Here is a 16,494-nt window from a genome sequence, read left to right as displayed (position 1 = left end):
AAGCGGCTCGACTAGCAGCGAAAAGCTTAATTGTTAATGAATTTACTTGCACATTAACGCCCATATACGGATTTTTTATTTTGTTAGGAGTTGAATATGTCTCGTTCAACCAACTTTTTTACCAAAGAGTATTTGCTCTGTCGTGATCGCGTCGGTGCAATGATCTTTCTTCTTTTTTGTCTTTGTTACGGTTACCAAACGTCACAAATCCCTCTATTCCCTGGTGATGAATACGAACCGTTTACCGCGCGTACGTTACCGACAATCCTTACCTATATCGGTATCGGATTAGCACTTTTACTGCTTGTAACAGGACAACCAGATAAAAAGAGCGGAGCGGTGTTGACGTTCAACTGGAAATTGCTCATTGCCTTCCTGGCATTGATGGCACTGTACGGACTTGGGCTTACCTACCTAGGTTTTGTGTTGGCAACAGGCTTCTTCCTGCTCGCAGGCTTTTACTTGCTCGGTGAAAGACGTAAGCCCATTTTGTTTGGCGCTTCTTTCCCTTTTGTCATCGCCTTCTACTTGTTGCTCACTCAAGGTTTAGATATCTACCTCGAGCCAGGTTTAATTTTCACCATCTGGTAGCCAAAGAAAGGAAAGAATTATGTTAGATGGAATTCTACAAGGTTTATCCACGGCGGTGATGCCAATGAACATCATGATGGTGATCGTCGGCTGCTTCGTCGGTACATTTATCGGCATGCTGCCGGGTCTTGGCCCGATTTCTGCCATCGCATTGATGATCCCAATCACTTACGGTCTTGAGCCGTCATCTGGCCTGATTTTGATGGCAGGTGTTTATTATGGTGCGGTATTTGGAGGTTCGACGTCCTCGATCCTTATCAATGCTCCGGGCTGCTCTTCAACCGTTGTGACCGCATTTGATGGTTACCCAATGGCACAAAAAGGTCAGGCAGGCAAAGCACTGGCGCTCGCGGCCTACTCCTCTTTTACAGGTGGTACACTGTCAGCAATCATGTTACTTGTTGCGGCTCCCGCTCTAGCGAAGGTTTCACTTAGCTTCCAGTCGTCGGACTACTTTGCTCTCATGCTACTTGGTTTATCCGCCGTTGCAGCGTTTGCAGGTAAAGGTCAAGTGATCAAAGCATGGATGATGACAATTCTCGGATTAATGCTGTCAACGGTTGGCATTGACAAAGGTGTCGGTGTGGAACGCTTTACCTTTGGACTGACCGACTTAATGGATGGGTTTAGCTTCCTGCTGTTAGCAATGGCGACATTTGCTTTGGGCGAAACGTTGATGGGCATTCTTAAGCCTTCTGACGATACTCGTGACGAAGAGCAGCAAAAGCTCAGCAACATAGGATCCATGAAGGTCACCAAAGAAGAAATAAAAGAAGTAGCCCCCGTCTCTATCCGTTCTTCTATTCTTGGTTTCTTTACAGGTGTACTTCCTGGAGCGGGCGCAACAATTGCAGCCTTCTTGAGTTACGGATTGGAACGTAACCTTGCTCCGAAAGAGAAAAAAGAAGAATTTGGTAAAGGCAGTATTCGTGGCTTGGTTGCGCCAGAATCAGCTAACAACGCAGCATCAAGTGGCTCATTTGTACCTTTGCTAACATTGGGCATTCCCGGTTCAGGCACGACTGCAATCATGCTTGGTGCATTGATCGCCTACGGCATTCAGCCTGGCCCTCGCCTGTTTGTTGAACACCCAGATGTGTTCTGGTCGGTGATTATCTCAATGTACTTTGGCAACATCGTGCTGGTTATTCTGAACTTACCACTTATCCCGTACATCTCAAAATTACTTGCGGTGCCAAGAACGGTCCTCCTTCCGATGATTCTGTTCTTCTCAATCACTGGTGTGTACTTAGTGTCGTTCAATACCATGGATGTGTTTGTAATGCTGCTCGTAGCCATGGCGGCGATAGCTCTTCGCTTGGCAAACTTTCCTCTCGCTCCATTACTGCTTGGCTTTATCCTTGGTGGACTGATGGAAGAGAACTTACGTCGTGCATTAATGATTTCTGATGGCGAGTTGAGCTTCTTATGGGAGCGTCCTATTTCCTTAACCTTTACAGTCCTAGCAGTTTTGGTTTTGAGCAGCCCGTTATTTGTTAACTTATTCCAGAAGCTCAGAGCTCAACCTGTGAAAGTTAAACAGTAACTCAGTCTATTACTCCCCCTAATAGACGCAAAAGCCATCCTAGCGATGGCTTTTTTTCGTTTCTGGTTGTTTTACCTAGAAAAAGCCAAGAGGATCGATACTATAGCTGATCAGTAAGTTCTTGGTATTCTGATAATGACCTAGCATCATTTTGTGCGTTTCACGTCCAATACCCGACTTTTTATAACCGCCGAATGCCGCATGAGCCGGATACGCGTGGTAACAGTTGATCCAGACTCGACCAGCTTCAATGTTGCGACCCATTCGATATGCCAGATTTTGATCTCGGGTCCAAACGCCAGCACCAAGACCATATTCGGTGTCGTTGGCGAGCTGGAGTGCTTCAGCTTCATCTTTGAATGTCGTTATCGCAATGACTGGACCAAAAATTTCTTCTTGGAATACGCGCATCTTATTATGCCCTTCTAGTAGCGTTGGCTGGATGTAGTAGCCTTGCTCAAGATCGCCTTCTTGGGTCGCGATCTCCCCCCCAAAGAGCACTTTTGCACCTTCTTCTCGACCGATTTCGAGGTAACTAAGAATCTTATCAAACTGCTCTTGAGAGGCTTGAGCCCCAACTTGTGTTTCCGTATCGAGGGGGTTGCCTTGCTTAATCAACTTCGCTCGCTCCGCAACTTTCGCAACAAACTGGTCATAGATGGATTCGTGAACCAAAACGCGGGATGGACAAGTACATACTTCCCCTTGATTAAAGAAGCCAAGTAGTGTGCCTTCGATGCATTTGTCGACAAATTCATCTTCGTGGTTAAAAACATCCGGGAAGTAGATGTTCGGTGACTTGCCACCCAGCTCTACCGTTGAAGGGATGAGGTTGTCAGCGGCACATTTTAGAATGTGATTACCCACTTGTGTCGATCCGGTGAAAGCCAACTTCGCGATACGGTTACTGGTCGCCAACGCTTGGCCCGCTTCAGAGCCATAACCATTCACCACATTGAGAACTCCCGGTGGTAACAAATCCGCGATTTTTTCGATTAAAACCAATACCGACGTTGGGGTTTGTTCTGCTGGTTTAAGTACAACACAACAACCCGCTGCAAGTGCTGGCGCAATTTTCCATGCAGCCATAAGAATGGGGAAGTTCCACGGAATAATTTGTCCGACGACACCAATTGGCTCAGGGAAATGGTACGCCGCGGTATTTTGATCGATTTCAGCCGCGCTCCCCTCTTGCGCTCGGATACACCCGGCAAAATAGCGAAAATGGTCAACAACCAGTGGTATATCCGCTGCGAGCGTTTCCCGTATTGGCTTACCGTTCTCCCATGTTTCTACCAAAGCAAGTTCTTCAATGTGCTGCTCAATACGATCGGCAATTTTCAACAGCAGATTAGAACGCTCTGTCACACTGGTTTTTGCCCACGTCTCTCGAATGCTGTGCGCCGCATCCAATGCTAAATTAATATCAGCTTCTCCCGAGCGAGCCACTTTACAGTAAGGTTTACCATTAACGGGGGAGATATTGTCAAAGTACTCACCACTCGACGGTTTTACCCATTCGCCCCCGATGAAGTTATCATAATGTGATTTGAAGTTAACAATGGCGTTTTCACTACCTGGTTGTGCATAGATCATAACTCTTCCTTTTGTTTCTCGTTCATTTAGCATTTGTTGTTATGTACCCAAATGATTTAAAGGCTTAGTAATCAGAGCATTAATGCTTAAGTGTTCACCTTTTGAGTTTATTTAGGTATCAGTGTGCTATCGCACCGTTGACCAACAACATTACGCAAGTCACAAGCCAAGTCAGAGTGACTTGTTGTTAATTAATTGTAAAACTATGATTAACAAACAATAACAATATGAGTGGATAGTGCCTGAGCTAAAGTCCGTTATGTTCCGCACTGTTCAAGTGTTCCAAAATGACACACCCACATTGTGGCAAAATGGTACAGTCATGCAAATTCAACATCTTACCGACAATAACTGGCTTTCTACATCTTGGAATCGAAGTGCGCAAGCCGGTTTGAAGCAAAGACGTCGCCCAGAGGACATTAGGGTGACGCCTGCTACCCTAGAAGAACGACGCCACCAACTTAACTTCCTCTTAGAGGCGGTGACAAAGTTTGCGTTGCCTTTGTTTAATCAGACTTTTGCACATAGTGACAGTCGCTTAATCCTGACTGATAGCGACGGCATCGTCATTGGCAGTTGGGGTCAACCTAAATTCCGCGAGAGACTCACAGAAATCGCACTCAGTTCCGGAGCTTGCTGGCAAGAAAGAGTCAAAGGGACCAATGCGATTGGAACCGCTCTAGTGGAAGCGAAACCTGTATCGGTTATTGGTGACCAACATTTCATTCAGCACCACCGCTTCATCAGTTGTTCAGCCACCCCTGTTTTCGACCACCTAGGTCGATTGCTTGGCATATTGGATATTACCAGTGAACAAGAAAAGCATGACTTATCAACACAAGTCTTGCTGCAAACTATGGTTCAGCGCGTCGAGAATCAAATGCTTAACCAAGTACCAAACGGGCACATACGCGTGGACATAGCCTGTGAACAAGGTCTCCTTAATAGTGGCTGGCAAGGCATTATTATTGCTAACCGAAACGGTGAGGTTTTGGCCCATAATCAAGTAGCATCACAGTTACTTCATCGCAGTGATGTTATCGGACAATCGATAGAGGACATTCTCGACCTCCAGAATTCAGATCAAACTATCGTGTATAAAACAGCGTCATTAACAGAGGAAAAAGTACAACACCGCTCTATCAGCGCATCGAATGACCTTCATTTCGGTGACTCCAGTGTTGAGCACTGCTGGCAACAAGCAAATCGAGTGATTGACAAGGACATCAGCTTACTGATTTTGGGGAAAACAGGGGTTGGGAAAAATGAGTTCGTCAAAGCGCTGCATAAAAATAGCCAAAGAAAAACCGGTCCTCTTGTTTCCGTAAATTGTGGTGCTCTACCAAAAGATCTCGTCGAATCTGAACTGTTTGGTTATGTTGCTGGCGCGTTTACCGGGGCAAGTAACAAAGGCTATCTAGGTAAGATCCGTCAGGCACACAAAGGGATCTTATTTCTCGATGAGATAGCGGATCTACCTATGGAAGCACAAAGCCGTCTGCTCCATGTTCTACAAGACAAGACGGTTCTGCCCGTTGGTTCCAATCAGTCCATTCAAGTTGATACCCAAATCATCGCCGCAACACATAAAGACCTCGAGAAATTAGTAGAGTTAGGAGAATTTCGCCAAGACTTGTATTACCGACTCAATGGATTAATCATTGAATTGCCTAAATTTGAAGATCGTGCGGACAAAAAGCAATTGATTGAGAATATTCATCGGAAACACGGCGAACCTGGGCAACAGCTGTGCCCTCATCTTCTTTCTCTCTTTCTCTCCTACTCATGGCCTGGAAATCTAAGAGAACTGGACAGTTTATTAAAAGTATCGGCTCTGATGGCCCAAGGAGAAGAGACTCTAGAACTTGTACACGTTCCCTCCCACCTAGCGAAGAAACTCACCGAAGCTCAGAGCACACTGGAAGAGATGACAGATGTATCGGAAATACGAGATATGCGTAGTACGGTAGAAGATAAACTTGTTCAAACCTATCAGGCCAACCAAGGCAATATAAGCAAAACATCTCGTATGCTGGGTGTCAGCCGAAATACAATTTACCGCAAACTGAAAACGTTGGGATTAATAAAATAATATATATAGCCAAGTAACCTCAGCACTGACGTTATCTTGTAAAAATAGAGCACCCAAGAATGGGTGCTCTATTAATTTGAAACCTAGCTTACAGACCGCCCTGTTGTTGCGCCTGTTTTAATAGTGTCTGACGTTGAGCCTCTTTATTTGAACTAACTTCAGTCTCTTTTTTAATTTCGGTTTCAAGTGCAACCGGAACGAAAACAAAGTACTTATTAAGAGTCATAATGAGAACCTCAATGGTTATGTTATTTATATAGCAATATACGTGAAGCCAGTGAAAGCCATTCACCGGGATCCCTATCGATTTCAAATTTAAAGGAGATCGTTTAACTAAGCATCATCCTTTTGGCCGAGTATTATAGGCGTAGATCGCAGGCTGATATATAGTTAATTTTCATCATTGAGGCGTATTTAATATTAGAAATGCAAGTTGTTACATATAAAAAATATTAGTAAACTATTGATATAAAACATATATAGTTATAAGAGCTTCACATAGAAAAGGATGAGTTCACGCAGTTCTAACACGATGACTACCTGTTTCTAATCAGCAATACAAAAAAATTATTCACATTTTATTACAACAAAGTGCACTTTATATGTAATTTAAACAAATTTCATATTTACGATGTAAAGAAAATACTCCACACAAAAACTGTGTATTTAGTTGCCTAAAAAAGCAGAACCAACTTCATCAAAACCAAGCAATAGAACCTGCATATAATCTTTGATGAATAAAAAAGATGCCACATGGGCATCTTTTATACTTAAACTGGTTTACTTAAAACGATTAAACGTCGTAAGTCGTAGACGCCGTATCGCCGCCTGTACCTGTCCAGTTAGTGTGGAAGAATTCACCACGTTTACGATCGATACGCTCGTAAGTGTGCGCACCGAAGTAGTCACGTTGAGCTTGCAGTAAGTTAGCAGGTAGACGCGCCGTCGTGTAACCGTCTAGGAACGTCAGTGCAGAAGTCGTACATGGCATTGGGATACCAGCTTCTAGAGACTTAGCTGCAACTTTACGCCATGCTGCTAGGCTGTTTTGTAGGATGCCTTTGAAGTAATCATCAGAACCTAGGAACGCTAGTTCAGGGTTTGCTTCGTATGCATCTCGGATATTGCCTAGGAATGCAGAACGGATGATACAACCACCACGCCACATTAGTGCAACGTTACCGTAGTTTAGATCCCAGCCGTTTTCGTTAGACGCTTCGCGCATTAGCATGAAGCCTTGAGCGTAAGAGATGATCTTAGACGCTAGAAGCGCTTGACGTAGTGCATCAACCCATTCTTGCTTGTCGCCTTCAACAGGTGTGATGGTTTTGCCGAACAGTTTTTCAGCTTCAACACGTTGGTCTTTCAGTGCAGATAGACAACGAGAGAATACAGACTCAGAGATTAGCGTTAGAGGAATACCTAGGTCTAGCGCGTTGATACCCGTCCATTTACCCGTACCTTTTTGGCCAGCTGTGTCTAGAATTTTCTCAACTAGCGGCTCGCCGTCTTCGTCTTTGTAGCCAAGGATGTCAGCGGTGATTTCAACAAGGTAGCTGTTTAGCTCTGTTTTGTCCCACTCGGCAAATACTGCTTGCATCTCGTCAGCAGACATACCAAGACCGTCTTTCATGAACTGGTAAGCTTCAGTAATTAACTGCATGTCGCCGTATTCGATACCGTTGTGAACCATCTTCACGAAGTGACCCGCACCATCGTTACCAACCCAGTCACAGCACGGTTCGCCCGCGTCAGTTTTTGCAGAGATACCTTGGAAGATAGGTTTAACCGCTTCCCAAGCCTCTGGAGCTCCGCCTGGCATAATAGATGGACCGAAACGTGCGCCTTCTTCACCACCAGATACACCAGTACCAATGAAGTGGATGCCTTGTTCACGCAGTGCAGCAACGCGACGGTTTGTATCAGGGTAATTTGTGTTACCACCATCAATAATGATGTCACCTTCATCTAGCAATGGAAGAAGTGCTTCAATAAACTTATCAACCACGTCACCAGCACGAACCATTAGCATCACTTTGCGTGGCGTTTCTAATTTCTCTACTAACTCTTCTAGAGAGTATGCACCAACGATGTTAGTGCCTTTTGCTGGACCTTCCAGGAACTCGTCTACTTTCGCAGCAGTACGGTTGTGAGCGACAACTTTAAAGCCGTGGTCGTTCATGTTTAGGATAAGGTTTTGACCCATTACCGCTAGGCCAATTACACCGATATCACCTTTCATTATTTCTCTCCAATTAATCTTTTAATGACGAGCAACGTGTTACGAAATTTTCGCAGCTGCATCTAAATCTAAGTACCACTCTGTGAGACCAGACTGGGATTGAACCTTTGCAGCTGGGTATGGCAGTGCCTCAGCTGGCGAACTGTTGATCTCTTCAACAATGTCTGCTTTCCCAGCGCCTAGTACCAAGTAGCTAATACGCTTCGCTGCTTCTAAAACGCGAGCGGTTTTTGACACACGAAGCTGACCCGATTCAGGGTGTGATGCAACCAGCGACAGATTCGCATCATCGTAATTCGTTTGTCCTGGGAACAAAGAAGCAGTATGACCGTCAGCGCCAACACCAAGTAGGATCCAATCGAACACTGGCGTACCGTGCAAAGATGGAATTGCGTCTAGCATTTCGTTAGCAAAACGTTCCGCTTCTACTTCTGGATCCTCTTCACCGCGAATGCGGTGGATGTTCTCAGCGGGCAGAGCAACTTTACTGAAAAGAAGCGCATTAGCCTCGCCATAGTTGCTTTCTGCATCATCCGGAGCAACACAGCGCTCATCACCCCACCAAAAGTGAAGGTTTTGCCATTGAACTGAAGTCGCGTACGCATCCGTCGCAAGTAAGTTGAAAAGCATTTTTGGCGTACTGCCACCAGAAAGCGAAATATGGATAGGCTTGCCCATTTCGCTGAATGCTTTCATGTCATTGGCAAGGCTTTCTACGACCTGCTCTGGTGTTTGATAAATCTTATGGTTGATCATAATTCACAGTAATCCGTATCTGTTAAATTTTTGCATGGGAAACGCCAAGCGCGATCACTACGCTGCAACAAGTCATCAGACTCTTTTGGTCCCCATGTACCGCATGCGTATCCAAAGAGTGACTGGGGATCTTGTTTGAAGTCTAGAATTGGCTGTACATACTGCCAACATGCTTCAACTGCATCACTGCGCGCAAACAACGTGGCATCACCGTTTAACGAGTCAAGAAGAAGACGTTCATAAGCGGTGAGCATTTGCGTTTCTTGAAGATCCGCATAATGGAAGTTCATTTTCACTTCTTTCGCTTTAAACCCAGCGCCTGGTTCTTTCAAACCGAAACTCATTTGGATGCCTTCATCTGGCTGAATACGAATAATCAGCTTATTTTCAGGTGCATTCTGGCCAAAAACAGGATGTGGTGTGTGCTTAAAGTGGATAACCACTTCCGTTACGCGTGTCGGCAGGCGCTTACCTGTACGAACATAAAAAGGCACACCATTCCAGCGCCAGTTATTAACGTAAGTTTTTAAACCGATATAAGTTTCTGTGCGCGAGTCGTCGGCAACACCAGGCTCTTCTCGATACCCAGGTAAGCTCTGCCCACGAACCTCTGACGCCGTGTATTGTCCCAACACAAGGTCGTTACGTAGTGCTTGGTCATCTAGCGGTTTAAGGCATTGCAGTACTTTCACTACTTCGTCACGCATAGCGTCAGCGTTAATTTGAGCTGGCGGTTCCATCGCGACCATTGCTAAGACTTGAAGCAGGTGGTTCTGGAACATATCACGAACGGCACCAGAGTTATCATAATAACCACCACGCTCTTCAACACCTAAGAACTCAGCACCTGTAATTTCAACATATTCGATGTAGTTACGGTTCCAAAGCGGCTCAAACATCGCATTTGAGAAACGAAGAACCAAAAGGTTCTGCACCGTTTCTTTACCTAAGTAGTGGTCGATTCGGTAGATCTGATGCTCTTGGAAATGTTCGTGTATTTCCGTATCAAGGGTACGCGCCGACTCGAGATCATAACCGAATGGCTTTTCGATGATTAATCGCTTCCAGCCATCTTCCTCGCTGTTTAAACCATGCGCTGCGAGGCTAGCTGGAATAACGCTGTAAAGGCTTGGAGGTGTTGCTAGGTAGAAAAGCGTGTTGCGTTGATCATGACCATATTGAGCAGCTAACTCATCTAATCGTGTTGCTAACTTGCCATAATCTTGTGTATCAGAGGTGTTGATCGCTTGATAATGAAGATGGTTGATGAATGCGCTGAGCGTTTCTGGCTCAGTTTTTTCCATTTCTTTAAGTGATTTTTGCAGTTTTTCACGGTAAGACTCGTCACTGTATTCAGTGCGGCTGACTCCGAGAATCGTAAAGTTATCTGGAAGCTGTTTGCTCGCATAGAGGTGGTATAAAGCAGGAATCAACTTGCGATATGTTAGATCACCTGAAGCACCAAAAATAACGATGCTGCTGTTTTCTGGTATTACCATCATTCTTCCCTTAAAACGAGGTACTGATTGTATGCCCGGATACGGCTAAAAAGGAGGAAACCAACCTATCAATGGTACCTCAAAATAGAAAATTGGTCTTACCTATTACACTAATAGGTAAACTTTACTCTGGCCAATAATTGTTTATGAGCACAACCTTTAGCTCAAAGGAGTAGAGTCCGATTCGGGACAGTATTGTCCACGACAATTTGATTTACATCAATACTTTGAGAATGCAAACGTTTAAATAAGTTACAAAAACTCACATAACCAACTGTATTTTAATTATAAAAAAAGTTTCCCCTACTTTGCAGCTCATTTAACTCGGCACAGCAAGCAGGACAAAAAACCGCCACCCTGACAACATCGTCACGCTGTTTATAAGTCATGAAAAAAATCCACTCAACATTGTTGATAATGATTCTCAATATTAGATAATAAAGCTTATGATCATCAATAACAACCATGTATGAGTCTGAGCACTGTTAACACGAACGCAATTAATCGCATCCAAAAGTTGTTGGATTATATTCATCACAACCTAGAGTCACCACTCAGCGTTGATGAAATATCCCAAAAAAGCTGCTGGTCACGTTGGCAATTGCAACGTGTTTTCCAACAGCATACAGGAATGACCGTCGCGTCTTACGTCAGAGCCCTAAAATTGAGTCTCGCTGCGGAGAAGCTTATTCACAGCCGCGAGCGCTCGTTGGACATTGCTATAGACGTTGGATTTACTTCTGAAATTGCATTCAGCCGCGCTTTTAAGCAAATGTTCTCAATCAGCCCTAGAGAGTACCGTAAAAGGCAGCAATTGACGGGCTTACGACAGCCGTTAACCGAAAAGCGGTCCTCTACGAGTCCACACCGCAGCGGGCAATTTATTGAAGTGAAAGTGGAAACCAAACCATCGTTTCATCTCGCGGGTATTCATCAGCCCATCCGCGGGTTACTCTCCCCAACCCCCGACTTCCATCAAAAGGTTCCATCGGTCTGGAATACGCTCATGAGCAAAGGGATAGATGCGCCCCACTCATCACTTGGAGTGATTGATGTCGTAAACTCCAATTGCAATGCTGGTCTACTCGAATACTGGGCAGGATTTGAACTGAGCGAAGGTGCAAACAATGATCAGCTAGGAAAACTTCACTTAGACACTCTAGTCGTGCCTCATCAAACCTATGCGGTGATCACGCATGTAGGTAAAGTTTCTGAGCTAGCGAACACATTAACTTGGTTTATTCTCGAATGGCTCCCTAACTCCAACTATCGAGGCGTTGATGGATATGAGCTAGAAGTCTATCCGAGCAACTACAAGCTAAATGATGACAGCGCGAAAATGCATTACTGGCTTCCAATCAAATCACTGCAATGCAGCGGCAAGTCTTAATTTTATTTACACGCTTCTTATTTACACGCTTCGTTACTCGAATCAGATAAAGAGCGATTTGCACCAAATTGTTAAGTTTTCATTATTACTCTCTATAAAATAGAAATGACAATCATTATCAACAAAAAAAGTAGTAACAGTAGTGGAAAACACAATTATGGATAAACAAACGCGACTTCGTCGGTCTCTGGTAGCAATAGTGGTATCAACAATACTTGCCAGTCATGTTAGCGCAAGTGATGACATCACAAAGTACGACACCGTAACCGTGCTGGGTGAAACATATCGAAATACCGCCACCAAGACCGCACTCGAACCCTACGAAACGCCTCAAGCAATGACAACCTTAACCAAGGATGAGATGGATTTGCGCGGGGTCAGCTCCGTTGGAGAAGCATTGCGTTATGCCCCTGGAGTGAATACCGAGTTGCGTGGTGGCGCGGTAAGCCGTCTCGATTTATTCAATATTCGCGGATTCATTAATTACACTAATTTCTATGATGGACTGCCATTGTTGTACAACGGATGGAACCTACAACCGCAAATTGATGCGGTGGCACTAGAACAAATTGACGTGTTTAAAGGACCGACGTCTGTCCTTTACGGGAATATACCCCCAGGTGGTATGGTTAATATCATTGCCAAAGCACCTCAATCCAAGTCTGCGCACTCAATATCAGTCGCCACAGGCACAAACAACCTTAAAGAACTGACGTTTGATAGCACAGGACAGCTTGGGGAGTCCAAAGTAGATTACCGCATCGTTGGTCTGGCTAAGCAGCGCGATGGTCAAGCTGATACATCAGAAAACGAGCGATACGTTCTTGCTCCCTCTCTGAACTGGCAAGCAACAGATGACACCCTCATCAACGTTAACCTTTACTATCAAAACGACCCATCAGCGGGGATTTATACCACGGTTCCAGCCTCCGGCTCTGTGGCTAAAAACCCTTTGGGTTCTATGTCGCCAAATACGTATCTAGGGGATGAAAACTGGAACACATATGAGCGCGAAGTGTTGATGTTTGGCTATAAGATTCAGCATGATTTCAACAGCAACTGGCAGTTTTTACAAAATGCTCGTTATATGGCTGCGGACGCATACCAAGAAAATACCTACAGCAACGCCTTAAACACCGATAACCGGACGGTTGGTCGAAATGCCTACCTGACCGATGAAACGTCCAAGTCTTTTGTCATCGACAACCAACTTTCAGGACTCGTTACAACTGGTCGTCTCGAACATAACCTACTGTTCGGCTTGGATTACCAACAGCTCGATTCAGAGGTAACATACAAAGACACGTTAGATTACTCGCTGACTCAGGATATTTTTAATCCCGATCACAACAGCATTAACCGCGAGACACTCAACTTCCCTTACCAACAAGACCTCGACATTAGTACCAAACAGATTGGTCTCTACTTTCAGGATCAAATGCGTTTCAATAAGCTAATAATGATTGCGGGACTTCGTTGGGATAAATACGAATCAGAAACAGATACAGAGAGTGATTACTTAGGATCGGTATCAGATGGTAAAGAAGAGCTTGACGATAACAACATTTCCTTCCGCGTCGGTGGCTTATACGAACTGGACGTCGGAGTTTCGCCTTATCTGACGTATTCGGAAAGTTTTGAGCCAATTGCTGGAGCAAATGCCGATGGCACTGCATTCGAACCATCCACTGGACATCAGTGGGAGTTTGGGTTGAAGTATGTACCATTGACCCGTTCACTGTCTGCCAACTTAGCGTTATTCCATATTACAAAGAAAAACGCGGTATTAACGGATCCAAATGATCCTTATGCACCCAATTATCAGGCAGGTAAAGTCGTATCAAAGGGTGTGGAGATCGAGACGAAATGGCAAGCGACACCGCAAGCAGATGTCACACTTGGATACAGCTATATTGATATGGAAATAACCAAGGACAACTACTACAACCAAGAGGGAAAAGTGCCAGTTTGGGTCCCAGAGCAAAGCGCTTCCTTATGGGCGAATTACTTCTTCGAAGGTACACTCAATGGCCTGCGCACAAGTGCCGGTGTCCGGTACGTGGGAGAAACACAACTCGATGCGCAAAACAGCGATCAAGTGCCAGATTATACACTGGTCGATTTAGCCGCGAGCTATGACTTTTCTTCTTCATCTCAATCCCTTGATGGTGCGAAAGTGACCATCTCCGCGAGCAATCTGTTCGACAAAGAATACTACTCGTGTTTTGACAGCAGTAACTGCTGGTTTGGGGCAGAACGTTCGATTGAAGCGAGGTTAGAGTATAACTTTTAGTCGTTCGACGAGCAGGTGAACACTCTTATCACACAAAAAAAGCGGTGGCGAAAGCTCGTCACCGCTTTTTGTGTTTTGTATTACTTTTGCATCATCTTTTATTTTTGAAGTGGCCGTTTTGAGTGTCAACGAATCACTTTTTTATAGCACCTTTCTGGGCGCCCTACTGTCCCATAGTTTAAATCGGCCTCTAGTTCACCGGCACTGATCAAGTATTCGAGATATCGTCTTGCTGTTGTTCTGCTTGCCCCAATTCTTAGGCCTGCTTCGTCAGCTGTCAGTGATTCACTGCCGGTAAATAGCTCCCGAATTTTATCCAAGGTTACGCCGTCAATCCCTTTTGGTAAACGTTTAACCGCACTATCAGACATATCGCTTGAGCGTAGCATTTGGTCGACCAAGTTTTGGTCCAAACTTTTCATTACATCCAGTTGTTGACGCTGAGCAATGTATTTTTTAAGAGCAGCATCTAAACGGGGAAACATAACGGGCTTGAGCAGATAGTCTACAACGCCTCCTCGCATCGCTTGTTGCAAGGTATCCACGTCTCTCGCGGCAGTAATTAAAATAACATCGCAAGTCAGGTTACTCGAACGCAATGTATTGAGAATTTCTAATCCCGTTCCATCAGGAAGATAAACATCCATCAACAATAAGTCCGGTTTAAGGATGTCAATCTGCATTTCTGCTTCCATACGCGACGTTGCAATACCTACCACATCCAAACCATCAAGTTGGCTTAGATACTTATGATGTAACTCTGCAATTGCCAAATCATCCTCAATGATCATGACTCGAGTCGCGTTACTCATACTTGTTCTTCCTTCGGCAAATACACAGTAATTATTGTTCCTTGTTGTAAATTAGGTAGTAGCTCAACGTGGCCGTGATAACGTATCGCGAGTTGATTAACCAAATGCAAACCAACGCCACGGTTATGCCGAGATTTCGTTGAAATGCCTTTTTCGAAAAGCATTTGAGGCTCTATATCGCTAGGCAAACCACAACCATGATCGCTTACTTCTAGAATAACTTCGTTACCATAATCGCTGATCGAAACATCAATGTTCCTGCGGTCAGCCGCCACGTTCGGTTCGTCGCGAATCGCCGTCATAGTTGCATCAAACGCGTTATCAATGAGATTGCCCAAAATTGTCACGAGATCTTCTGCATTTAACCACTCAGTCAATGGTTCTAAACGGCTTCCCTCCTCTACTACTAATTGCAATCCTAGCTCTCGCGCTCGTTCTGTTTTGCCCAGTAGCATCCCAGCGATTAAAGGATCTTTGATCGTATCTCTCAAAAACTCGATCATGGCTTGGTAGTGAGCGGCTTCTTGCCCAATTAACTTTTGCACTTCTTCCAGCTCACCCATTTGTACAAGGCCACTAATGGTGTTGAGTTTGTTTCTATGCTCATGAGTTTGAGAACGTAAGAGATCGGCATACTCTTTGGTTTGCGACAATTGTTCTGTAAGTTCGTTGATTTCATCACGCAAACGAAAACTCGAAACGGCACCAACAATTTTACCATCAACATTGATAGGGCTACGGTTGGCAATCAACCGCTTGTGATTCAAGAATATCTCAATGTCATGATCTTCTTGTCCGGTTTCTAATACCGTATACAAATCACTATCAGGAATCGTATCGGTAAGCGGTTTATTGAGTGCGGCGTCTCGCTCTATTCCCAAGATCTGACACGCACTGCGATTTATTGAACGTAGTACGCCTTGTGAATCAATACTTAGCACTCCCTCTTTAATCGTGCCCATGGTCACTTCTAATTCGCCATACAGCCGACCAATTTCCTCTGGTTCAAAGCCCAAAATAGCGCGCTGAAATCTGCGAGACGCATAGTTTGACACCAGTGCGTTCGCGACCACCACAATGACAACCATGAGTATTAAAAAAGCTAAAAACGGTTCAATTCGATCTTGCAGCCTATCCAGCAAATAGCCTACAGACACGACACCGATGACATTCCCTTCCAAGTCAAAGACCGCCGCTTTACCACGAATAGAAAACCCTAGCGAACCCTTTGCCGTCGAAACATAAGAAAGGCCTTCTTCAAGAGCTCGTCGGTTGTCTCCTCCTTTCATTGGCTTGCCAATGCGATCCTCGACTGGGTGAATCAGACGTACACCGTCCTTATCTCCAATCACAATAAAAGCAGCACCGATAGCATCTGTAAGCTCTAAAAATCGGGCCTGATAAGCCTCTCCGTTTTGACTTTGTACGATTTCACGCACAATCGATGAACTCGCTAGGAAACGGGCTACGCCAAGCGCTTTCTCACCCATTTCTTGTTCTTGGTTTACTTTTAAATAGGTGACACCGGCTGCAACCAGCACCAATAACTCAATCAACCCTGAGAGCGTCATAATTATCAGCATACGCTTTCTAAAGCTGATCGTGCTCCAACTCATGAGTTGTTCCTTTTCATTAAACTTCCGAGGTGAAACTTAACATTTAACTAACAGTCAAGCT

The 16,494-nt window shown here is 44.7% G+C and carries 12 protein-coding genes; 5 read left to right on the top strand and 7 right to left on the bottom strand.

All coding sequences use genetic code 11. From position 1 onward, the window contains the following. The first annotated feature begins 96 nt into the window (after positions 1-96). Together ONE56_RS06390 and ONE56_RS06385 are read left to right on the top strand one after the other, a co-directional pair. Complete coding sequence (locus ONE56_RS06390) at positions 97-591, top strand: tripartite tricarboxylate transporter TctB family protein (protein ID WP_041157023.1); 495 nt, start codon at positions 97-99, stop codon at positions 589-591. Positions 592-610: 19 nt separating this feature from the next. After that, positions 611-2,137 (top strand): tripartite tricarboxylate transporter permease, encoded by a 1,527-nt coding sequence (locus ONE56_RS06385; protein WP_041157024.1) that lies wholly within the window; start codon positions 611-613, stop codon positions 2,135-2,137. Positions 2,138-2,212: 75 nt separating this feature from the next. On the opposite strand, the gene exaC is transcribed toward ONE56_RS06385, so the two are convergent. After that, on the bottom strand, positions 2,213-3,733 hold the full coding sequence (exaC, locus tag ONE56_RS06380; protein WP_041157025.1) for an acetaldehyde dehydrogenase ExaC: 1,521 nt from the start codon (positions 3,731-3,733) through the stop codon (positions 2,213-2,215). 322 nt (positions 3,734-4,055) lie between these two features. On the opposite strand from exaC, the gene ONE56_RS06375 reads away from it, so the two are divergent. After that, positions 4,056-5,825, top strand: a complete 1,770-nt coding sequence (locus tag ONE56_RS06375) for a sigma-54-dependent Fis family transcriptional regulator (protein ID WP_423840496.1) — start codon at positions 4,056-4,058, stop codon at positions 5,823-5,825. A gap of 88 nt (positions 5,826-5,913) precedes the next feature. Here ONE56_RS06375 and ONE56_RS06370 read toward each other — a convergent pair whose 3' ends face one another. From ONE56_RS06370 to zwf, 4 genes are all read right to left on the bottom strand, one after another. After that, on the bottom strand, positions 5,914-6,051 hold the full coding sequence (locus ONE56_RS06370) for a hypothetical protein (RefSeq protein WP_164833058.1): 138 nt from the start codon (positions 6,049-6,051) through the stop codon (positions 5,914-5,916). Positions 6,052-6,618: 567 nt separating this feature from the next. Then, positions 6,619-8,067, bottom strand: coding sequence for a decarboxylating NADP(+)-dependent phosphogluconate dehydrogenase (gnd, locus tag ONE56_RS06365; RefSeq protein WP_423840440.1), 1,449 nt, complete (start codon positions 8,065-8,067; stop codon positions 6,619-6,621). A 39-nt stretch (positions 8,068-8,106) separates the two neighbouring features. Beyond that, the gene (gene pgl, locus ONE56_RS06360) at positions 8,107-8,823 is read right to left on the bottom strand and encodes a 6-phosphogluconolactonase (RefSeq protein WP_423840439.1); all 717 of its coding nucleotides are present in this window, start codon (positions 8,821-8,823) and stop codon (positions 8,107-8,109) included. Further along, the gene (gene zwf / locus ONE56_RS06355; protein WP_423840495.1) at positions 8,820-10,322 is read right to left on the bottom strand and encodes a glucose-6-phosphate dehydrogenase; all 1,503 of its coding nucleotides are present in this window, start codon (positions 10,320-10,322) and stop codon (positions 8,820-8,822) included. The genes pgl and zwf overlap by 4 nt, the downstream gene beginning before the upstream one ends. Before the next feature lie 469 nt (positions 10,323-10,791). On the opposite strand from zwf, the gene ONE56_RS06350 reads away from it, so the two are divergent. Next, positions 10,792-11,712, top strand: a complete 921-nt coding sequence (locus ONE56_RS06350) for a helix-turn-helix domain-containing protein (protein ID WP_423840438.1) — start codon at positions 10,792-10,794, stop codon at positions 11,710-11,712. 157 nt (positions 11,713-11,869) lie between these two features. After that, a complete protein-coding gene (locus ONE56_RS06345) occupies positions 11,870-14,005 on the top strand; it encodes a TonB-dependent siderophore receptor (protein ID WP_423840437.1) in 2,136 nt (711 codons plus the stop codon). Positions 14,006-14,130: 125 nt separating this feature from the next. Here ONE56_RS06345 and ONE56_RS06340 read toward each other — a convergent pair whose 3' ends face one another. Then, positions 14,131-14,817 (bottom strand): response regulator, encoded by a 687-nt coding sequence (locus ONE56_RS06340; RefSeq protein WP_041157033.1) that lies wholly within the window; start codon positions 14,815-14,817, stop codon positions 14,131-14,133. Next, positions 14,814-16,433, bottom strand: coding sequence for an ATP-binding protein (locus ONE56_RS06335; RefSeq protein WP_423840436.1), 1,620 nt, complete (start codon positions 16,431-16,433; stop codon positions 14,814-14,816). The genes ONE56_RS06340 and ONE56_RS06335 overlap by 4 nt, the downstream gene beginning before the upstream one ends. Between the last annotated feature and the right edge of the window lie 61 nt (positions 16,434-16,494).

Origin of the sequence: Vibrio mytili, from assembly GCF_049563345.1 — a bacterium.
Lineage (GTDB): Bacteria > Pseudomonadota > Gammaproteobacteria > Enterobacterales > Vibrionaceae > Vibrio > Vibrio mytili.
Note: the sequence above shows the minus strand (reverse complement) of the source record. Positions and strands in the feature narration are given on the sequence as shown.